This is a genomic window from Marinobacter sp. C7 (genome assembly GCF_022343555.1).
Taxonomy (GTDB): domain Bacteria; phylum Pseudomonadota; class Gammaproteobacteria; order Pseudomonadales; family Oleiphilaceae; genus Marinobacter.
In genome coordinates, this window is record NZ_JAKQZH010000002.1 from 370,086 (window position 1) to 389,763 (window position 19,678).

The 19,678-nt window shown below is 63.3% G+C and carries 17 protein-coding genes; 11 read left to right on the forward strand and 6 right to left on the reverse strand.

Annotation, left to right across the window (positions count from 1 at the left end):
* The first annotated feature begins 67 nt into the window (after window positions 1–67).
* From MD273_RS11585 to hrpB, 7 genes are all read left to right on the forward strand, one after another.
* Window positions 68–805: an SURF1 family protein gene (locus tag MD273_RS11585; RefSeq protein ID WP_239037953.1), complete on the forward strand. Its 738-nt coding sequence runs from the start codon at window positions 68–70 to the stop codon at window positions 803–805.
* Window positions 786–1,436 carry a redox-active disulfide-containing membrane protein gene (locus tag MD273_RS11590; protein WP_239037954.1) on the forward strand — a complete coding sequence of 217 codons (651 nt, stop codon included), beginning with the start codon at window positions 786–788 and terminating at the stop codon, window positions 1,434–1,436. Before MD273_RS11585 ends, MD273_RS11590 begins: the two co-directional genes overlap by 20 nt.
* Before the next feature lie 68 nt (window positions 1,437–1,504).
* On the forward strand, window positions 1,505–2,560 hold the full coding sequence (locus MD273_RS11595) for a COX15/CtaA family protein (protein WP_239038474.1): 1,056 nt from the start codon (window positions 1,505–1,507) through the stop codon (window positions 2,558–2,560).
* Window positions 2,557–3,477 (forward strand): heme o synthase, encoded by a 921-nt coding sequence (gene cyoE / locus MD273_RS11600; RefSeq protein WP_239037955.1) that lies wholly within the window; start codon window positions 2,557–2,559, stop codon window positions 3,475–3,477. Before MD273_RS11595 ends, cyoE begins: the two co-directional genes overlap by 4 nt.
* Before the next feature lie 141 nt (window positions 3,478–3,618).
* Window positions 3,619–4,281, forward strand: coding sequence for an SCO family protein (locus tag MD273_RS11605; protein ID WP_239037956.1), 663 nt, complete (start codon window positions 3,619–3,621; stop codon window positions 4,279–4,281).
* Window positions 4,282–4,374: 93 nt separating this feature from the next.
* Window positions 4,375–5,577: a YbfB/YjiJ family MFS transporter gene (locus tag MD273_RS11610; RefSeq protein ID WP_239037957.1), complete on the forward strand. Its 1,203-nt coding sequence runs from the start codon at window positions 4,375–4,377 to the stop codon at window positions 5,575–5,577.
* 16 nt (window positions 5,578–5,593) lie between these two features.
* Complete coding sequence (hrpB, locus tag MD273_RS11615; RefSeq protein WP_239038475.1) at window positions 5,594–8,068, forward strand: ATP-dependent helicase HrpB; 2,475 nt, start codon at window positions 5,594–5,596, stop codon at window positions 8,066–8,068.
* On the opposite strand, the gene MD273_RS11620 is transcribed toward hrpB, so the two are convergent.
* On the reverse strand, window positions 8,022–8,885 hold the full coding sequence (locus MD273_RS11620; protein ID WP_239037958.1) for an eIF2B alpha/beta/delta subunit family protein: 864 nt from the start codon (window positions 8,883–8,885) through the stop codon (window positions 8,022–8,024). The two genes, hrpB and MD273_RS11620, sit on opposite strands and share 47 nt — an antisense overlap.
* Before the next feature lie 155 nt (window positions 8,886–9,040).
* Here MD273_RS11620 and MD273_RS11625 point away from each other — a divergent pair, with 155 nt between their 5' ends.
* Both MD273_RS11625 and MD273_RS11630 read left to right on the forward strand, forming a co-directional pair.
* A complete protein-coding gene (locus MD273_RS11625; RefSeq protein WP_239038476.1) occupies window positions 9,041–9,856 on the forward strand; it encodes an ATP-grasp domain-containing protein in 816 nt (271 codons plus the stop codon).
* 185 nt (window positions 9,857–10,041) lie between these two features.
* A complete protein-coding gene (locus tag MD273_RS11630; RefSeq protein WP_239037959.1) occupies window positions 10,042–11,217 on the forward strand; it encodes a type III PLP-dependent enzyme in 1,176 nt (391 codons plus the stop codon).
* Between the two features lie 124 nt (window positions 11,218–11,341).
* Here the strand turns inward: MD273_RS11630 and MD273_RS11635 are convergent, their stop codons facing one another.
* From MD273_RS11635 to MD273_RS11650, 4 genes are read right to left on the reverse strand one after another with little or no spacing between them, the layout of a single operon-like run.
* Window positions 11,342–12,577, reverse strand: a complete 1,236-nt coding sequence (locus tag MD273_RS11635; RefSeq protein ID WP_239037960.1) for an MFS transporter — start codon at window positions 12,575–12,577, stop codon at window positions 11,342–11,344.
* An 11-nt stretch (window positions 12,578–12,588) separates the two neighbouring features.
* On the reverse strand, window positions 12,589–12,984 hold the full coding sequence (locus tag MD273_RS11640) for an ectoine synthase (protein WP_239037961.1): 396 nt from the start codon (window positions 12,982–12,984) through the stop codon (window positions 12,589–12,591).
* Window positions 12,985–13,034: 50 nt separating this feature from the next.
* Window positions 13,035–14,465 (reverse strand): GTPase/DUF3482 domain-containing protein, encoded by a 1,431-nt coding sequence (locus MD273_RS11645; RefSeq protein ID WP_239037962.1) that lies wholly within the window; start codon window positions 14,463–14,465, stop codon window positions 13,035–13,037.
* Complete coding sequence (locus MD273_RS11650) at window positions 14,462–15,874, reverse strand: DUF2868 domain-containing protein (protein WP_239037963.1); 1,413 nt, start codon at window positions 15,872–15,874, stop codon at window positions 14,462–14,464. The genes MD273_RS11645 and MD273_RS11650 overlap by 4 nt, the downstream gene beginning before the upstream one ends.
* An 87-nt stretch (window positions 15,875–15,961) precedes the next feature.
* Here MD273_RS11650 and MD273_RS11655 point away from each other — a divergent pair, with 87 nt between their 5' ends.
* Window positions 15,962–16,321, forward strand: a complete 360-nt coding sequence (locus tag MD273_RS11655) for a DUF6164 family protein (RefSeq protein ID WP_239037964.1) — start codon at window positions 15,962–15,964, stop codon at window positions 16,319–16,321.
* 1 nt (window position 16,322) lies between these two features.
* Here the strand turns inward: MD273_RS11655 and MD273_RS11660 are convergent, their stop codons facing one another.
* Entirely contained in the window at window positions 16,323–17,222 is a 900-nt protein-coding gene (locus MD273_RS11660; protein WP_239037965.1) for an alpha/beta hydrolase fold domain-containing protein, read from the reverse strand.
* A 348-nt stretch (window positions 17,223–17,570) separates the two neighbouring features.
* Between MD273_RS11660 and MD273_RS11665 the strand changes: the two genes are divergently transcribed.
* A complete protein-coding gene (locus tag MD273_RS11665; protein WP_239037966.1) occupies window positions 17,571–19,664 on the forward strand; it encodes a 3-hydroxybutyrate oligomer hydrolase family protein in 2,094 nt (697 codons plus the stop codon).
* Window positions 19,665–19,678 lie beyond the last annotated feature (14 nt).

A 19,678-nucleotide genomic window follows, 5' to 3' on the forward strand; every position in this document is an offset into this window, starting at 1 on the left:
TGTTATAGGTTTGGGGGTTGCCCGAAACCGGAAATTTCCGGTGCCGGTGGAGTCACTATAGCAAAGCATGGCTGATCCGCAGGCATCAAAGAGAAAATGGCGTTTTGACTGGCGATTGATGCTATTCAGCGGCTTCTTTCTGCCGTTGCTGATTGGCCTCGGCTTCTGGCAACTGGACCGGGCCGGCCAAAAACAGGCGATGCTCGATGGCTGGCAACAGCAGGCGCAAACCCTTCCCTGGCCGCAACTGATCGAGGGCGAGGTGCGTTCCGGCAAACCGGTCCGGGTCACCGGCCTGTACGGCGATCATACCTGGCTGCTGGATAATCGCACCCGCGACGGTGTTCCGGGTTATGAAGTCATCACGGACTTCCATCCGCTGGAGGGCCCACCGGTACTGGTGAATCGAGGCTGGATCCAGGCACCCCGCAACCGGGAACGATTGCCGCAGATCGACACACCGGAGGGCCTGCTTGAACTTGCCGGCCGGCTTGCCGACTATCCGGTACCACCGGTGCTCGCCGAGTCGGATCAGGCAGAGCAGGAGTGGCCGCGCCGGGTTCAGCGTCTTCCCAGAGCCGCCGCCGGCCATGCGGTGGAAGGTTTGCCGGCAGTGATTATCCGCCTGGACAGTGGCCAACAGCCCGGGGCTTTCCGGGCAGACTGGACGCCGGACCTGATGGGGCCTGGAACCCATTATGGCTATGCAGCTCAGTGGTTTGCGCTTGCCGTGGCACTGACTATATTGACTGTAGCGGCGAGTTATCGAAAGACAGGAGCCAATAATGACAATGACAATGGCTGACAAGGGTACCCAGCATCAAGAGTCTGACCAACCGACACCCGACCAGGTCCGCCGGGGGCGTCGCACCGCCTTCCTGCTGTTTGCCCTAGGCTTTGGCCCGATGATTATTGCCACGGTCATGTTCTACACCGGCTGGCTCAATCCGGCCGGGCATACCAACAACGGTACACTGGTTCAGCCGGTGGTTCCGGTTCAGGCGCTCCACCTCCAGACCACATCCGGTGAACCGGTTGAGGCAAGGTTCGGGCCCGACAAGGTCGACCCCCAGTGGCTGCTTATGGTGGTCGCAGGTACTTGTGGCAGCGACTGCCAGGAACTGCTGTACCTTGCCCGACAGGTCAACATTGCCCTGGGCAAGAACGCCAACCGGGTCTCCCGGGCGGCGGCATTGGGGGCGGTCCCGCCGGGTCTTTCCTCCAAATGGTCGCGGGAATACAGCCTGATGGAACGTCTGGTGCCCGCCGAGGGCGCCACGCCGGCCTGGCCGACCGGCGTCGATCCCGACACTGAACCCAGGATCCTGCTGGTGGATCCGTTCGGCAATGTGATGATGCACTACGGATCGGAACACAGTGGCAAGGACATGCTCGAGGACCTCAAGCATCTTCTCAAGCTGTCCCAGATTGGCTGAGGCCGGAGGTTGTTGCAGTGAATCAGTCTGCCCGTTCCGATTGCTCGAATTCCGGAATCCACCGAACCATGGCCCGTTGGGCGACCTTCGCAGCCTGCCTGGCGGTGGTGGTCATCATGCTGGGCGCCTGGACCCGGCTGGTGCATGCCGGCCTGGGCTGCCCGGACTGGCCGGGCTGCTACGGCTTCCTGACCGTGCCCCAGAGTGAGTCCAGTATTGCTATCGCCAACGCCCGCTTCCCGGAAACCCCGGTGGATGTGGAGAAGGGCTGGCCGGAAATGATCCACCGTTATGCCGCCGGGACGCTTGGGCTGGTGGTTTTCGGCCTCGCGGCGCTCGCCGTGCGGCATCGCAAGACCGGCGTACCGGTCAGGCTACCTCTGTTCATCGCCGGGTTCATCGTTCTCCAGGGCGCGTTCGGCATGTGGACGGTCACCCTGAAACTCTGGCCCCAGGTAGTCGCCCTGCACCTGCTGGGCGGCTTCACCACCCTGAGCCTGCTTACCTTGTTGAGCCTGCGCCTGTGGAGGAAGGCAAGAGCCCTACCCAGACCCGTGACGGCGCCCGGCCTGGCCCGGTTCCGGCCCTGGCTCTACGGCGGATTACTGCTGGTCGTGCTGCAGATCGCCCTGGGCGCCTGGACTGCGGCGAACTATGCGGCGGTGGCGTGTACCGATCTGCCCACCTGCCAGGGCCAGTGGTGGCCGGAAGGCATGGATTTTCGCCATGGCTTTGACGTCGCCCAGCACGTGGGTCCGAACTACCTGGGCGGGCAGCTGACGGCGGATGGTCGGGTCGCCATTCATGTCACCCATCGCCTTGGCGCGATGGTCGTGTTGGCCTGGTTTACGGTCCTGTTGGCCCTGATGTGGCAGCGGCGCGGTGCCAGCGGTCTGGACCGGTCCATTATCCTGGTGGCGGCGGTACTGGCCGCGCAGATTGCGCTGGGACTGGCCAACGTGCTTCTTCACATTCCTCTTTCAATCGCGGTGGCTCATAACGCGATGGGTGCGGGACTGCTGCTGGCCGTGATTCATCTCGTCTGGCGCCACCATCTGCTACCCGGGACCCAGACTACAAACGCAACCCAAACGACAACCATAAATCGGGAGGTAACGGCATGAGCGAGCAAGTGAAGGCGCTGCCGGCCCGGAATAACGCGAGTGTTTCCGGAAAGACCATTTCCTGGCGGGATTACCTGGAGCTGACCAAGCCCCGGGTGGTTGCGTTGATGATCCTGACCTCCGTGATCGGCATGCTGCTGGCGGCTCCGGGGGTGCCCGGCTGGAGCGTACTGCTGTTTGGTAACCTGGGCATCGCCCTGCTGGCGGGTGCTGCTGCGGTCGTGAACCACGTCGTGGATCAGAAGATCGACACCGTTATGGCCCGCACCCGCAAGCGCCCGGTCGCCACGGGCAAGATTGCCCCGACCGATGCCATCGTGTTTGCCACCCTGCTGGCCTGCCTTGGCATGGCCATCCTGATGCTGATGGTCAATCACCTGACGGCCTGGCTGACCCTGGCCTCTCTGGTGGGTTACGCGGGCGTCTATACCCTGTTCCTGAAACGGGCGACACCCCAGAACATCACCATCGGCGGCCTCGCCGGTGCGATGCCACCCTTGCTGGGCTGGACCGCGGTCACTGGGCAGGTGGAAGGTCACGCCCTGCTGTTGGTCCTGATCATCTTCGCGTGGACACCGCCGCACTTCTGGGCTCTGGCCATCCACCGCAAGGAGGAGTACGCCAAGGCAGGAATCCCGATGTTGCCGGTTACCCACGGCAACAAGTACACCGAGCTGCATATCCTGCTGTACACCCTGATGTTGCTGGCGGTCAGCCTGCTACCGTTTGTCACAGGCATGTCCGGCGGTATCTATCTCATCGGTGCCCTGGCCCTTGGCCTGCGCTTCCTGCAGTACGCCATCCGGCTGCTGAAGGGTGATGATCGCCGCGTCGCCCTGAATACCTTCAAGTATTCCATCACTTATCTCATGGCGCTGTTTGTGGTACTCCTTGTGGATCATTTCGTTTTCTTCTAACCCGAGGCACACAGTCTGGAGGAGTGGGTGGGGGTACCTTTTCTGGCGGGAACAATTGTCTGAGCGTAGCGAGTTGTTTGTTCCCAGAAGAAAAGGTACCCCCGCCCGCTCCTAGTCCCGGAGTTTGGTATTGGAGTACTGATGAATCGGTCCGTGCGGATAACGCTGGTTGCGCTGCTGTTAATTGTTCTGCTGATTTTTGGTCTTGTGGTTGCCCGCCAGGTTTATCTGGTGGGCGGAGATCCGCAGCCGGCGCCGGATCTCGCCGAATTCAATACCTATGTGTATGACCAGGCCAAGCCCTTGGTGCCGTTCACACTGACCAACGAGAACGGCGAGACAGTGACCCGGGAAGATCTGAAGGGGCGCTGGACCTTCGCCTTTGTCGGCTACACCAACTGCCCGGATATCTGTCCGGCGGCGATGGCGAATCTGCGCCAGCTGGACCAGCGCCTGCCGGCGGAGTTGCCGCAGCCGGACTACCTGCTAATCAGTGCCGATCCGGAACACGACACGCCGCAGAAGCTGAAGGATTACACTGCCTTCTTCGGGGAGCACTTCCACGGCCTGACCGGGGATCTCGAAACCACCCGGGCCCTGGCGAAGAGCCTGAGCGCGGTGTTCGTCCACCGGGAGGTGGACGGGGAGTTGCTGGTGGATCACAGCGGTCATTTTGCGTTGCTGAACCCGGACGGACAGCTGCAGGCGCTGATTCAGCCACCGCACCGGCCGGAGGAACTGGCCCAGGCCTTTGAGCGGATCTATCAGTGGGCCAAGGCCAATCGGGAACGGACAAGCTCCTGATCGACGGGTATTTTTGGCCATGGTCCAAAAGACATCCGGTCAGGGGTGGCTTAGACTGTTGGGCTGATTAACCGACCGCCGGATTGTTCGCCGATGCCAACCCAGAGTTCCACCCCACCCAAAGAGCTGTTTTCCGTCCTTGCCGCCGGTGCGCTGGTGTTGCTGGTGGTTCACGGTCTTGGCCGGTTCATTTACACCCCTCTGCTGCCCTACCTGGTCGACGATGGTCAGTTCAGTGCGGCTAACGGCGCGGCGGTGGCCACCTGGAACTACCTGGGCTACCTGATGGGCGCCATGCTGGCGATCCGCTGGCACCGGATTGACCAGATTCGCACGCTGCTGCCGGTATCCCTCGCCGTCCATGTGATCACGACCCTGGTGATCACCCAGACCGATAACCTGACCTTCATTTCGGCCAGTCGCTGGCTGAACGGTGTGGCCAACGGCATGGTGTTTGTCCATGCGCCGGCGCTGATTCTCGAGTGGCTGGTCTTGCGTAACCGGGCCTCCAGAAGCGGGCTCGTCTACATCGGTGTCGGCCTCGGGTTACTGGTGTCCAGTGGCCTGGTAACCGGCAGTGCCAACTGGCTAGAGGGCGGTGAGCGCTGGTGGCCGGCGGCGCTGCTGTCCATTCCATTGGCGTGGTGGGGCGCGGCCAGGCTGATGCGGCTCGAGGTGCCCGTCGGCGAGCTGAACCATACCGGCAAGCCGGTCACCACTCCATTGCTGGACCGGGCCAGTATTCCCCTGTTCCTGTCCTACGCCGGTGCCGGTCTCGGCTACATTCTGCCGATGACCTTCCTGCCCCTGCTAGCGAAGCTGGAGCTGTCCCCGGGCCACTGGCTGCTGGACGGCACCTGGGTCATCGTGGCTCTGTTTACCATTCCCGCGCCCTGGCTCTGGAACAAGCTGGGCGGCAAAATCGGCGATCTCCCGGCTCTCAAGCTGAACTTTCTGATTCAGCTACTGGGCGTCCTGGCTGCCGTCATCCTGCCTGAGGGGCTTGGACTGATCCTGTGCGCGGCTCTGGTCGGTAGCACCTTCCTCGGTACCGTCCTGTTGACCCAGCGTATCGGTCGCGCCCTGCATCCGCATCAGGGCCCGCGGCTGTCAGCGGCCATGGTGGCGCTCTATGGGTTCACCCAAATGGTGGGGCCCTGGCTGACCAAGCAGTGGCTCGATGGCGGCGGCACGCTGGTGTCGGCGTTCGGTATTGGGGTGGGGGCACTGGCGTTCGGGCTGGTGTTCGCGTTCTTCGTGCCCCGGCCGGAAATCTGGCATGCGCGTGAACCCTGACAACGACGGCAACACTATGCTGCCCATAGACCGAATCCTGCCGGAGCTGAAAACGACTCTGGTGACCAATACGACCGTCCTGTTACAGGCTCCTCCGGGCGCGGGGAAGACCACCCGTGTACCTCTGGTTCTGCTGGATGCCCCCTGGCGGGAGGATCGCAAGATTCTGATGCTGGAGCCGAGGCGGCTGGCGGCGCGCTCGGCTGCGCGATTCATGGCCAGACAGCTGGGTGAGTCGCCGGGCCAGACAGTGGGTTACCGAACCCGGCTGGATACCCGGGTTTCCGGTACCACCCGGATTGAGGTCGTCACAGAGGGCATCCTGACGCGCCTGATCCAGAACGACCCCATGCTGGAAGACTACGCCGCCGTTCTATTCGACGAATTCCACGAGCGTTCCCTGCAGGCAGACCTGGGACTGGCCCTGGTGCGTGAGTCCCAGCAAGCACTGCGGGAAGACCTGCGTTTGCTGGTGATGTCGGCCACGCTGGAAACAGCGTCCATCGCCCGGTTTCTTGGTGATGTGCCGGTGATCAGTAGCGAAGGGCGGGCGTATCCGGTGGAAGTGGCTTACCGGCCAGCGCCCCGGAACGCACGGCTTGTGGATCAGGTGGTGGCGGTGGTGCAGGAAGCCCTTCGTGACCAGACCGGTTCCCTGTTGGTCTTCCTGCCCGGTGCTGGCGAGATCCGCCGGGTGGCGCAGCAGCTGCAGGGCCAGGTGCCGGATCACGTCGTTCTGGCGCCCCTGTATGGCAACCTCAGTGGCGAAGCTCAGGACCGGGCCATTGCGCCTGCCCCGGATGGTACCCGAAAGGTGGTGCTGGCGACCGCCATAGCCGAGACCAGTCTGACAATCGAGGGTGTGCGGGTGGTCATCGACGCCGGTCAGCAGCGTCGGGCGGTGTTCGATGCCAACAGTGGCATGACCCGATTGGTAACCGGCCGGGTATCGAAGGCGTCGGCGGAACAACGAAAGGGCCGGGCTGGCCGGGTGGAACCGGGTGTCTGTTACCGGCTCTGGAGTGAATCGGAGCAGTTTGGTCTGGCGGAGTTCACGCCCCCGGAAATTCGGGAGGCGGATCTGGCGCCACTGGTGCTGGAGCTGGCCCAATGGGGCGCTCGCTCGCCAGACCAGGTGGCCTGGATTGACCCTCCTCCCCGGCCCCACTGGCAACAGGCGGTGGCCCTGCTGCAATGGCTTGACCTGCTTGATGACCAGGGAGCCATCACCGACCATGGCAAGGCGGCGCGGGACCTCGGTATTCACCCCCGTCTGGCTCATATGGTCCTTCGCGGACGGAAGCTGGGATTCGGCGGGCTGGCAGCGGAGTTGGCCGCTCTGCTCGGGGAGAGGGATCTGCTGGGGCCGGGTGAAGGGGCGGACCTGCACCAAAGGGTCCGCCAGCTGCGCGGCGAGTTGGGCGGTCGGCGCGTCGATCCGGCCCGGCTGAAAGCCGTGCGGCAGGCGGCAAAACGTCTGGATACCGGTGCCCTCCAGGGCCCGGAACCGGGTGAGGCCCTTGTGGGCCGATTGCTGGCCCAGGCCTATCCTGACCGGATCGCTCGCCGGCGCAGCGGATCGGCACCGCGCTATCAACTGAGCAATGGCAAGGGGGCGGTGTTGCGAGAGGAGGATCCCCTCGCCCGCCACGACTGGCTGGTGGCTGCCGATCTGGATGGCAAGGCCCGGGAGGCGGCCATTTACCTGGCTGCACCGGTGGATCTACCGGACCTGGAACAGGATCTGGCCGACCACATCACGGAGCAGGACGAGGCCCTGTGGGATGACCGGCGGGGCACCGTGGTTGCCCGCAAGGTGCGGAAGCTCGGGGAGCTGGTGCTGGCCGAGCAGGCATTGCCCCAGGTGGATCCCGCGCTGCTTCAGCAGGGTCTGCTGGATGCGGTGCGCAGGAAAGGGCTGGACAGTCTGCCCTGGACGCCCGAAGCGCGGCAGTGGTGTGCCCGGGTCCGATTGCTGGCGGAAACATTTCCGGGGGACTGGCCGGATACCGGGGATGATGCCCTGCTGGCAAGCCTGGACACCTGGCTGGGCCCGTTCCTTGCCGGTCTGCAGCGCTGGTCCGATCTCGCCAGGCTTGATCTTCACCAGGCCCTGGGCTCGCTGCTGGATTACCAACAGCAGCAACAGCTGGAAACCCTGGCGCCCCGAACCCTGACCATTCCCGCCGGGCAGACAGTCACGCTTGATTACACCCCGGACAACGGTCCGGTGCTTGCAGCCAAGCTTCAGGCCCTCTTTGGCTGGACTGAAACCCCCAGAGTGGCCGGCGGCGAGGTCCCGGTGGTCATCCACCTGTTGTCCCCGGCGCAGAGGCCTCTGGCGGTCACCGCCGACCTGAGCAGTTTCTGGCGCAATGCCTATCCGGACGTGCGTAAGGACATGCGTGGTCGCTACCCCAAGCACCCCTGGCCGGAGGATCCGTTTACCGCCGAGGCCCAGCAGGGAACGAAAAAACGCCCTGATCGCTGACCCGTCCGGTGACCAGCCGCACCGGCACGGTTTCGAAGTAGATATTGCGGGTCCGGATATGGGCGCCGGTGGGGCCACAGAGTTCTTCCGGCGCCATTTCCTCAAGATGCACCGACCCGGTCGTAGCGGAACTGTCCTTGAAGCTGTCTGCCAGCACCCAGAGAGGTTTGCCCCGGTCCCGGGCAGCAAGGGCGAGCAGATAGCTGCCACTCTTGTTCACGAAGTGCTGGTCTGAAAGCCAGGTGTCGCAGCCACTGAACGCAATATCCGCTGCGGGGACGAACAGTCCCAGCTGGGCATCGGTGATCAGGGTTACCGGGATCCCCAGCTCATCCAGCTCCCGGGCCAGGGTAAACCCCTCGTTGCCGGGACTGCTCTGGGTGCAGATGACAGAAAAGGGGTGCTGGCGTTCAGCCAGCAACCGTAACAGGGCCACCACCTGGGAGCTGCGGCTGTGGGTAAGGATGGTCGCCTGTTCGGGCACCAGCTCGGCGGCGCTGAGGGCAACCCGCTCGTTGGCCCGGGTCAGCTGTTCCAGTACCGAACTGACCACCGGGGCGGCCTGCTCGGACACATTGCTGTGGTCTCGCCAGGCGCCAAACAGCTCCCGGCAGCGAGCTATGGCGTTGGCCAGGGGGACCATGCTCGGTCGGGCTGCGCTCAGGCTCTCGAAGAGTTCATCCAGGGCAGTGGCGGGCACGGTTTCCGAGAGCAGCCACTGGTGAATCCCCTGAATCGTTTTTCGTGCCAGCTGTGTTGCTCCGGACTGTTGATCCTCTCGGGTGGTTTCGAGGATGGCGCGAGCCTTTGTATCCATGGTGATTTCTCCGGTTTTCTTTGGATGTCCGGTCTATCAGAGCGTAGCAGGGTTTCTCTCAGCTCGATTTTGTCGGGGTCGACGGATAATACCGCTTGCCAGATGCCCGAAGCTGAATAAAATGCGTGCAGTTTCCCATCAGTGCGGCAGTCACCATGCACCTTGTTTCCTTCAATGCGTTCCGTACCCTCGGTTTTCCCGACACCACCGTGCTCAAGCCCGAGCACTACCTGCAGCACAAGGCGCTGCTGAGGGAGGCAGACTGGGTGCTGTTCCCGGAATACTGGCAACTGAACGCCCTGGTCCACGGCCTCAAGTGCCGGGTGTTCCCCAGTGTTGCCAGCTACCGGATCGGCCATGACAAGGTCGAGATGACCCGCGCGTTTCAGACCGTGGCACCGGAACACACGCCGTGGACCATGATCGAGGCCAACGGCCCCCGGGAGCGCGAGATGGTCTGGGACGCCATGGGCCTGCCCTTCGTGGCCAAGCTTCCTAAGGCCAGCATGGGCGACGGTGTATGGCTGATCGAGACCCGGGAGGACTGGCGCCGCTACTGCGAACGCACCGAGGTACTCTACGCCCAGGAATACCTGCCCATCGATCGTGATGTCCGGGTGGTGGTGATCGGGGATGAGGTACTGACGGCCTACTGGCGCACCCAGGCGGACCAGGGCTTCTACAACAACGTGGCCCGGGGTGGCCGGATCGACAACAGCCCGGTGCCGCAGGCGGCGATCGACCTGGCGCTGAGGCTTGCCCGGGAGCTCGGGGTAGATCATGCCGGGTTCGATATCGCGCTGGTGGAAGGTTACCCCTACGTGCTGGAGTTCAACCGGCTGTTTGGCAACAAGGGCCTGGACAAGGGCACCGACCTGCAGCAGGCCATTCTCGGGTATCTGAAACAACAGAGCGAACCCCGGGATCCGGACGGTCCTACCGGACCGCCGCGGTGGCCGGTGGCGGTCTGAGCCTGTGCTCTGGTGACAATTTCCATGCCATAACCCTCCCACCCTGTTTGTTTTACCTATGGGTAGATATGCGCATTTGCGGTGATCGGGGAAAAGCCCGATGATCGCGCCATCTTACGGGTGCTGCAGCGTTGCTGTAGCGCCTTTTTTTATGCCTGTTTGCCCTGTGGAGGGAAACACCACCCATGACCGAAGCCGTTAACGCCAACATCGCCGATTACTACGACACCGAGACCTTCAAGCGCATCAAGGATTTTGCCGACACCCGAGAAACGCCGTTTGTGGTGATCGATACCAAAACCATTGACCGCCAGTACAACGAGCTGGTGGAAGGCTTTCCCTATGCCAAGGTTTACTACGCGGTGAAGGCGAACCCGGCCCCGCAGATCCTGACCATGCTGCGGGACAAGGGTGCCAACTTCGACATCGCCTCGGTCTATGAGCTGGAGAAAGTGCTGGCCCTGGGTGTGACCGGCGACCGCATCAGCTATGGCAACACCATCAAGAAGGCGAAGGACATCCGCACGTTCTACGAGCAGGGTGTTCGCCTGTTCGCCACCGATTCCGAGGCCGACCTGCGCAACATTGCCAGGGCCGCGCCGGGGTCGAGGGTGTACGTACGCATCCTGACCGAGGGCACCCTGACGGCGGACTGGCCGCTGTCCCGAAAGTTCGGCTGTCAGACCGACATGGCCATGGACCTGCTGATCCTCGCCCGTGATCTCGGTCTCGTGCCTTATGGCGTGTCTTTCCACGTCGGTTCCCAGCAGCGGGAAATCGGTGCATGGGATGCGGCCCTGAACAAGGTGAAGGTGATCTTCGAGCGCCTGAAGGAAGAGGACGGCATCGAGCTGAAGATGATCAACATGGGCGGTGGCTTCCCCGCGAACTACATTACCCGCACCAATGAGCTGGGGGTGTATGCCGAAGAAATTACCCGATTCCTGCGTGAGGATTTTGGCGACGCGCTGCCGGAGATCATCATCGAACCGGGACGCTCACTGATTTCCAACGCCGGTGTGCTGGTCAGTGAGGTGGTGCTGATTTCCCGGAAGTCCCGCACCGCCCTGCACCGTTGGGTGTTCACCGATGTGGGCAAGTTCTCGGGGCTGATCGAGACACTTGATGAAGCCATCAAGTTTCCGATCTGGACGGAGAAGGCTGGTGAGGGCGAGGACTGTGTGATCGCGGGGCCGACCTGTGACAGCGCCGATATCATGTATGAGCATCACAAGTATCCTTTGCCGCTGAATCTGGCGATCGGGGATCGGATGTATTGGCTTTCAACCGGGGCCTATACGACGACCTACAGTGCCGTCGAGTTTAATGGGTTTCCTCCGCTCAAGGACTACTACATCTGAGTGGCGGGGTGACCTGGGGGGTGGCCGAGGCAAGGGGTGCTTGTTCTTCGGGCACAAACACTCCCGGGGTCAGAAGAAGGCGTTCTTCTGACCCCAATTTCATGACCCTTCCCCGGTCTCTTCGTCATGCTCCGGGGTCAGAAGAAGGCGTTCTTCTGACCCCATCTTCACGCCCCTCCCTGCGCCTGAGGTCCAGCGTAAACGCCAGCGGCAGCACCGCCACGCTGTATCCGATCATCACCATCACCGCATGACGTACGTCACCGGTCCAGTCGGCCAGCAAACCACCCAGCATGGGTACCGAGAATGCCAGGGTGTAGCCCACCAGGAAGGTGCCGGCGGACAGGCGGCCGGTTTCTTCGGAGCTGACCAGCAGTGGCGGCAGGGCAACCAGCAGGATCAGGAGGATACCGGCGACGAAACTCATCAGGGTGGCGCTGGCAATGGACCACCAGCCGTCCAGGACAATGGCGCCGGCGGTGCCAAGGATGCTCAGGGTAGCCATGGCCACGATCAGCATCCGCCGACCGACCCAGGCACGGGCGAATTTGAGCATGGCCAGGGAGGCGAAGACCTGGGCGATGTTGTACCAGAACAGGGCCTCGGAGAGCTTGTCGAACTGGCCCTGCTGCTCGAGCAGGTTGCCCATGTAGGCGTTAAGGCCAAAGAACATGGATCCTGACAGGCCCAGCAGCAGGCCGATTTTCAGGGTCAGCGGGTTGCTCCAGTCCGGCAGCCAGGCGGCTTTGCGGACGGGGCGGGCCAGGTCCCGTCCGGGCAGGAACAGGGCTGCGGCGACCAGTAGGGCCGGTAGCGACCAGGCCATCAGGGTGGCGCGCCAGCTGTTGTCCAGCAGGGGCATCAGCACCGGCAAGGTAATGCCGGCGCCGATGAACTCGCCCATGAGCATGCCGTTCATGTAGATCGCGGAGCCCAGGGCCAGATGGTGTGGTTGCAGCCAACGTGGCAACAGGGCGGGCAGGGCCGGTTGCATCATGGCAACGCCGAGGCCCATGACGGCACTGGCAAGCATCAGCGTCATGGTTTCCGGTGCGAGGCCACGGCTGGCGGAGCCGATCACCATGATGACCATGGCCAGCGCCAGGGTGTTCCTTGGTCCGATGCGGGAGATGGCCAGGGAGCCGGGCATGGCGCCGATGGCGAGCATCAGGATGGGCAGGGTGGTCAGGGCGCCGGTCAGTGCCTTGGAGAGGGCGAGCTCTTCGCCGATAAAGGGCGCCAGGGGCGGCGCCACAAGGACGGGGATCCGCAGGTAAACGCCGGATAGCCAAAGCAACACCGCCACCGGCAGCAGTCGGGCTGGCGGTGGCGGTGTGGTCGCGGCCTGGTGTTCAGCCACGGTATGCCGGATCAGTCTTCGCTGGTGTCCGGCAGGTAAGCGCCGTCTTCGTCATGCACTTCGCGGCCGGTAACCGGCGGGTTGAAGGCGCAGATCAGGCGCATGTCTTCAGTGCCGCCGTACAGGGTATGCTGGTCGTGCTTGTCGAGTGCATAGAGGGTGCCGTCGGTGATTTCATGCACCTCACCGGTGGCCTTGTCCAAAATTTTGCCGTTACCGCCTACACAATAAACGGCTTCGAGGTGGTGCTTGTACCAGAGGTTCAGTTCGGCGCCTGCCGGAATGATGGTCTCGTGGAACGAGAAGCCCATGCCGTCCTTTTTCAGGAGCATGCGGCGGCTGGTCCAGCCCGGGCCGGTGACTTCGCGCTCGGTACCGATGATGTCTTGCACTCGTACAATTTTCATTCGCATTCCTCATTTTGTGATGGAATAGCCATACAGTATAAACACGCGCTTCAGGCCCGGTTCAACCGCCAGTCGTCATAAACCGCCATGGCCTGTTCGACGGCGGCAGCGAGTTTTTGGCGCTGCTGGTCGTTCAGCGGGCGCTGTTTCCGGCAGCGGTCCAAGGCCCGCTGGATCTCCCGCCGGCTGGTCTTGTCCAGCTCTTCCAGCCAGTGGTGATCAGCCGGTTCCAGTTCCAGCAGATCGCGGCCGGCATGGTTCCGGTGGCTGATGTGCCACCAGTGATCCACGGCACGTCCCAGTACAACATAGCCGAACTGGCTGTCCTGTACAGGGCCGAAGCTGGCGGTTTTCAGGCCGTCTTTCAGAGGCCCGATGTTCAGTGCCGGAAGAATCAGCCGGTCGCCGTAGAAATAACTGCCGGCGGCACCGATCAGACCGCCGACCAACGCCCCGGTCCCCAGCGACGAACCCAGGGTTATGGCATCAATGCCGGCGCCGCCCACGGCACCGGCGCCAAAGCCGGCGGTCGCCAGGTAACGTTTGCTGACCGCCCAGTGTTTTCGGGTATCCTCAGAGAACAGATCGTGCTGGCTGTGCCATTGCAGTTCGGCTTCCTGGCGCTGGATGCGCTGGTGCTGGTACAGGTGCTCAATCTCCATTCGCAGGGTCTGTTCGCGCTGGCGCTGATGCCGGTACCATCGCTCCCTCAGGGTATCGGCCAGGCTGGCATCGCTGATCTCCGCCACCTGGTTGAGGGTCAGGGTGCGTTTTTCCTGCCAGGACATCAGATCCTCCAGGGCGCGGGCAATCAGGCCGGCGGCCTGCTGCCGTCGCTGGCTGCGCTGTTCGGACAGGAACCGGGTGGCCTTTTCCAGCGGTTCTTCCCAGTCCGGCTCCAGCTGACCGAATGCCCGTAACAGGCTGAGATGTTGTTCAAACGGGGCCCGAACGGCGTCGAATTTCCGCACTACCTGGAAAAACTGGCCAAGTGCTGACTGCCAGGTATCACTGTGGTCGTCCTCGCCGATGCTGTTGATCAGGGCCAGGCTGGGGCGACCGGTCCAGCGCAGGATGGTCATTTCCGCCTCGTGTTCGGCACTGTAAGGCACCGAGCCGTCCACCACATAAATAATTCCCGCCCCCTCCACGATTGGCGCCAGCAATTCGCATTCGTCGACAAATCGTTTGTCGTCCCGGTGCTGGAGCACGAAGGCCCTGACCGTTTCCGGGTGGTCCGATGCGGAAATACTGTGCGCCTCCAGCCACTGCAGCACCCTCCGGGGCCGCTGGAAGCCGGGGGTGTCCACCAGGGTGTAGAGAACCTGGCCGTCGACAGTCAGTGGATAATCCTGCCGGGCCCGGGTGGTGCCTGGTTCCAGCGCAATGGCGATGGCGTCGTTCTGGGACAGGGTGGCCACGACACTGGATTTGCCCTTGTTCGGGTGGCCGACGACGGCGAACACCGGTGGTGTGGTCATTGCTGGACGCTCCCTGCGAGGTACGGACCCGGCTGGTCGGTGGGTGGCAAGGCCACCGAGGCGAAGCCATCCGGCAGGCGTTCGGTGAAACGCAGCCAGGGTTGGACGAGGTGTGGTTGGGGTAATCGGTTCGGGTCGTGGGCCAGTGGCAGCAGGGCCACCCGGGTACCCGAGGGCCAGCATTCACGGGCCGATTCCAGAAAGTCATGAAGCTCGCCGGTGGGAGGTTCCCAGCTGCGGGTGACAACAATGACCGCAGGGTTCTTGTAGCCGGCCAGTTCGCCGGCCACCTGGGCAATGACCTCGTCGTCCCGGGCCAGGGATGCGCGGCCACCGGCCCGGAAGGTTCGGGTATCCGGTCCCTGCAGGCGCTGGGGTAGTTCCGGTTCCCCGGCCCCCGCCCAGCAGATCATGAGGGCTGTATCGGGTAGCGTGTCCGGGCGAACCCAGGTCCGGGTGTCGGGCAGATCGCCGGCATCGTTATGCCCGCTGCCGGTATCCAGGGTGGCGGTTTCCATGCGATAGAGCAGTGCCTGCATGCCGGGGTGTCGGGCCAGGAGCCTGCCTGCCCGATGGCGCAGCAGCACCTGGCTGAGCGCCAGCAGGAAAACCCGTGGCAGCAGCGTCCAGGTGATCCAGAGCATTACGACAAAGGGCCACCACTGGCCCCAGCGGGCAGGATCGGCACCCGACGTGCCCGGCGCCGCCCGAAAGAAACGGGTCGCTTCCACCAGCTCCAGGGATGGCACCGCCCCCGGCCAGAACCAGGCCCAGGGCATCGCCACGGTGGTGACCAGGCTGTGATAGCCGGCGGATGCGGTGTTCAGGGTGGTGCTCCAGCCGAAGGCGAGATCCTGGACCACCACCATCACCAGCAGGGTGGCCAGTCCGGCGAGGGCGAAGGCGGTGCCCCCGGCATGGGCGGCGCGCGCCATGAACAGGGGTTGGAGCCGGGCCCGGGTCGGACTGGCATGGTCCCTGTGAAGCCGCCGCAATAACCAGCGCCAGGGCTGCCAGCCGATCATTGATTGCGCCGTGGTCGCCAGGGCCAGAATCAGCTGTAACAGGACAAACGCCAGGATGACGGTGATGTTGATTCGCTGGCCGCCCTCGTAGAACAGCAGCCCCAGCATGCTGAGGGCACCGGTCAGAGTGCCGACGGCGACAAAACCGCTCATTACCCTTCGCCAGAAGCGCAGCTCGAGGCCGCCGGCTGTTGCTGTGGCGCCCGGGCCGGAGAGCCGATCCATGTGTGCCAGCCAGCGGGCAGCATCCGGGCGGATACCCTGCTGTTCACAGTCCAGTGCAAAGCGGCGGTCACGGCGGTGCAGAAAGGCGGAAGGCTGGTCCCTGTCCCGCTGGATACGGTCATCGAAATCCAGCAGCAGACGAAGGGGGTTCTGGCTCATGCAGTGTCCTGGTCGTGAATTCGGTCATTGGTGCATTGGTGTTAGCATATAGGCAATCCCGATCCTGATACCAGCCAATGGACGACCATGCCCCACCACCTGATGAATCTTCGCTATGTACCCGACGACGAGGCCGACGAGATACGGGCCCTGTTCGAGGAACATGGGGTTCGTTACTACGAGACGCCGCCGAGTCGCTGGGGTATCAGCATGGGGGGCTTCTGGGTCCATGATGATGACGAAGCAGAACGGGCCCGGGTGTTGCTGGAGGAGTATCAGCGGCAGCGCCAGGACCGGCAGCGCGAAGAATTCCAGGCGCGCCAGGCCCGGGGTGAGGTTGGCTTCTGGCACAGTTTCCGTCGGAAACCGGTAACGATCATTGCGGCCTGTGTCGCCATCCTGGTGATTCTGGCATTCACGCTCGCCCCGTTCGCTCGCCTCGGCTAGCTCAACGTTGCTGTCCGCGGCCAAAGCGGGCCAGAAAGTCGATTGCCTGCTCGACGGCATTGCCGGCGGTCAGGAAGCTGGTGATATGGCCCCGCAGATGCATCATGTAGAGCTCGGAGTGTACTCCGTATTCCAGCAAGGCTTTATGGAAGTCCTCGGCCTGTTCGGCCGGCACCAGCATGTCGAGGTTGCCGTGGAACAGGAAGAACGGGGGAGCTTCGGCGCTGACATGGGCAATGGGTGAGGCAAGCCGGTAGGTTTCCGGTTTCTCCTGCTCGGTGCCACCCAGGAACTGGCGGATCAGCCGCCCCGAATCGAACCGGCGCAAATCGCTGGGGAGGCCGCCGGCGACCACCGCGATCGGTCGGGTTGCGGGCCCGTCATGGGGCGCGCTCAAAGGGTGCCCGGGATCGCTGGTCACGGCCAGCAGGCTCACCAGGTGGGCGCCGGACGAAAACCCGAAGGCGCTGATGGCATCCGGATCAATCCGGTAGCTGACTGCCTGCTGACGCAGCCAGCGCATGGCCACCTGAAGATCGTGCAGCTGGGCCGGAAACAGGTAGTCCGGGGCGAAGCGGTAATCGATGTTCATCACCGCGAAGCCGTGCCCGGCCAGCTCCTCCGCAATCCAGGTCATGTCCTCCCGGGAGCGTCGCTCCCAGCCGCCCCCGTGGACCAGCAGGACGGCGGGTGTCGGGCCCGGCAGCTCTGGCAGATAGAGGTCGGCAGACAGTGCCTCAGGCCAGTCCTCCGGCGAGAATCGCACAGAGGTGCGTACCTCGAAGTCGGTGTCTGGCAGCGCCACCGGCTCTTGGTGCGCGTTGTTGTGGCTGGCGCACCCGGGCAACAGAAGGCCGCCCAGGGCCAGGGCAGCAAGGTTTGCTTTCCAGCGTTGTTTCACCCTCAGGGCTCCTGTTTTGGCACCGGTCACCACAATGTTACGCGAAACTCCGGGCTACGGATGCGCGCCAGACCGGTCTGCCGCAGCGTGATGGCTGTCCGGATCTCCTGACAGTGTCCGGAACCGGAGACAAAGCCAGGGGGAGGCACTGTTATCGGCATTGCCGCCCCGTGCGCGCTCAAGATTGTCCGGAAATCCGGAAATCCTTCTGTAGCTGAGCTTCCTGTGTCTCTTTAACCCCTTTAAATTCAATAAGTTGCCTTCTTGGCACGGGACCCGCATGGCAGCGGCAGGGGCGGCGCAACCGCCGGCCTCTGGTTCACCAACAACAACAAACAGGGAACGACTATGAAACGACTCACGCTCTGCGCCCTGATCGGCGTTTCGGGGATGGCCGTGGCTGCGCCACCGTTCAACGAACGCCCGGAGTTCATTCAGGGAACCGTCCAAAGTGCCTGGTACGACGGGGTCACCAACGATCTCCTTACGGCAGGCCTGGGTGCCTCCGGGCTCCAGAATCCTCCGCCTCCCGCTTTCGATGATGCTCTCAATCCCACACCGGTCGAGCTACGACGACTGGCCATCTACAACAACTACCGGGCCCTGGTGGATACCGTGCCAGGGGGTGGTTATGGCGTCTTTTTCGGGCCTCAGGTCGGTGAGGACAACGAGGGCCTGATAGCCGGCCATGAATACCTTGCCTACATGACGGTGTCGGGTAGCGACGTGCCTGTGACGGTCATGGCTCAGGTTCCGGATAGCTTCGATCCCCACCGGCCCTGTCTGGTGACCGCACCTTCATCGGGCTCACGGGGGGTATACGGCGCCATCGGTACCGCCGGCGAGTGGGGCCTGAAGAAGGGATGTGCAGTGGTCTACACCGATAAGGGGACGGGCACCGGTGCCCATAATCTGTCAACCAACACGGCGCAACGCATTGATGGCACCCTGACCGGGGCCGATGAACCGGTGCAGTTCCGGGCTGATCTCGCCGATGGGCTGCGTCAGCAGTTTGATTCAGTCTGGCCGGATCGGTTTGCCTGGAAACATGCGCACTCCGGGGTCAACCCTGAGGCAGACTGGGGGCGGCATGTGCTGCAGTCCATCGAGTTCGGCTTTTATGTGCTCAACGAGCAGTATGGCCGGGTGCTGGGTAACGGGGAAATTCTGGCCACCATCCGCCCCGACAATACCGTGGTGATTGCCTCCAGCGTGTCCAACGGTGGCGGTGCCTCGGTTCGGGCCGCCGAGCTGGATGACCAGGGGCTGATCGACGGAGTGGCGGTGTCCGAGCCCAACGTGAACCCGGTGGTGGACCACAGCTTTACCATCCGCCAGGGCAGTGGCCCGGTGATTCGGGAGCACAGTCGCAGCCTGCTCGATTACACCACGGCACTTGCGGTCTATCAGGGGTGCGCCAACCAGGCGCCGGCCATCCGCGATGCCGCCCCGCTCAACGCGCTGTTCAATCCACCGGAGATCGGCGGGAATATCTGCAGCTCACTCGCCAATCGGGGGCTGGTCACGGGCGCAACCACCGAAGACCGGGCGACCGACGCCCTGCGTATCCTGAATGAGGAATTCGGTATCCAGCCCGAGCAGAACCTGCTGGCACCGGTGCATTTCGGCCTGTCGGTGGCCCAGAGTATCGCCGTGACCTACGCCAATGCCTATGGCCGCGCCGGGGTAGAGGACCGGTTGTGCGATATCAGCCTGGCGGCAACGGACAGTGCCGGTGCGGTCATGCCCCTGAGTCCGGCCAGTGAGGCGGCCCTGTTCGCTACCAGCAATGGCATTCCCCCCACCGGAGGGGTGAACCTGGTGTTCGACGGGGCGGCGGGCCAGCCTACCCTCCTTGCGGCCAGCACTTCGCCCAGCTCAAGCCAGCCGGATCACGGGCTTGATGCCCTGTTGTGTCTGCGCGGTCTGGCCTCCGGCGCAGATCCCGGTACCGGCCTGCCGCTGGAGGGTGCTCAGGCAGAGTGGTCAGCGCGCATTGCCGAAGGCATAGCGAACGTTCGGGCCAGTGGTGATCTGCGGCGCAAGCCGACGGTGTTCGTGACTGGCCGGGCCGATGCCATTCTGCCGATCAATCATACGTCACGGCCCTACCTCGGTCTGAACCATCGGGTCGAAGGTGCGCACAGCAATCTTCGGTACTATGAAATCCTGAATGCCCATCACCTGGATGTGCTCAATGGCTTCCCGGGTATTGCGGACCGCTATGTGCCGCTGCACCACTATTACTTCCAGGCACTCGACCTGGTCTGGGACCGCCTGGTGCACCACCAGCCTCTGCCTCCGAATCAGGTGGTGAGGACCCAGCCCCGGGGCAGCATTACCACGCCCCTGAGTGCCTCCAACCTGCCGCCGATCAGCCCCGAACCGGACCCGGAAAACCGGATCCTGTTCACGGACGACCAGTTGTGGATACCGGAATGACTGATCGGGTAACT

Excerpts from the sequence above, each read along its gene's own strand:
- MD273_RS11665 (WP_239037966.1), top strand. The coding sequence starts at position 17,571 with ATGAAACGACTCACGCTCTGCGCCCTGATCGGCGTTTCGGGGATGGCC.
- cyoE (WP_239037955.1), top strand. The coding sequence starts at position 2,557 with ATGAGCGAGCAAGTGAAGGCGCTGCCGGCCCGGAATAACGCGAGTGTT.
- MD273_RS11610 (WP_239037957.1), top strand. The coding sequence starts at position 4,375 with ATGCCAACCCAGAGTTCCACCCCACCCAAAGAGCTGTTTTCCGTCCTT.
- MD273_RS11630 (WP_239037959.1), top strand. The coding sequence starts at position 10,042 with ATGACCGAAGCCGTTAACGCCAACATCGCCGATTACTACGACACCGAG.
- MD273_RS11585 (WP_239037953.1), top strand. The coding sequence starts at position 68 with ATGGCTGATCCGCAGGCATCAAAGAGAAAATGGCGTTTTGACTGGCGA.
- MD273_RS11590 (WP_239037954.1), top strand. The coding sequence starts at position 786 with ATGACAATGACAATGGCTGACAAGGGTACCCAGCATCAAGAGTCTGAC.
- MD273_RS11655 (WP_239037964.1), top strand. The coding sequence starts at position 15,962 with ATGCCCCACCACCTGATGAATCTTCGCTATGTACCCGACGACGAGGCC.
- MD273_RS11625 (WP_239038476.1), top strand. The coding sequence starts at position 9,041 with ATGCACCTTGTTTCCTTCAATGCGTTCCGTACCCTCGGTTTTCCCGAC.
- MD273_RS11650 (WP_239037963.1), bottom strand. The coding sequence starts at position 15,874 with ATGAGCCAGAACCCCCTTCGTCTGCTGCTGGATTTCGATGACCGTATC.
- MD273_RS11595 (WP_239038474.1), top strand. The coding sequence starts at position 1,505 with ATGGCCCGTTGGGCGACCTTCGCAGCCTGCCTGGCGGTGGTGGTCATC.
- MD273_RS11620 (WP_239037958.1), bottom strand. The coding sequence starts at position 8,885 with ATGGATACAAAGGCTCGCGCCATCCTCGAAACCACCCGAGAGGATCAA.
- MD273_RS11605 (WP_239037956.1), top strand. The coding sequence starts at position 3,619 with ATGAATCGGTCCGTGCGGATAACGCTGGTTGCGCTGCTGTTAATTGTT.
- hrpB (WP_239038475.1), top strand. The coding sequence starts at position 5,594 with ATGCTGCCCATAGACCGAATCCTGCCGGAGCTGAAAACGACTCTGGTG.
- MD273_RS11640 (WP_239037961.1), bottom strand. The coding sequence starts at position 12,984 with ATGAAAATTGTACGAGTGCAAGACATCATCGGTACCGAGCGCGAAGTC.
- MD273_RS11645 (WP_239037962.1), bottom strand. The coding sequence starts at position 14,465 with ATGACCACACCACCGGTGTTCGCCGTCGTCGGCCACCCGAACAAGGGC.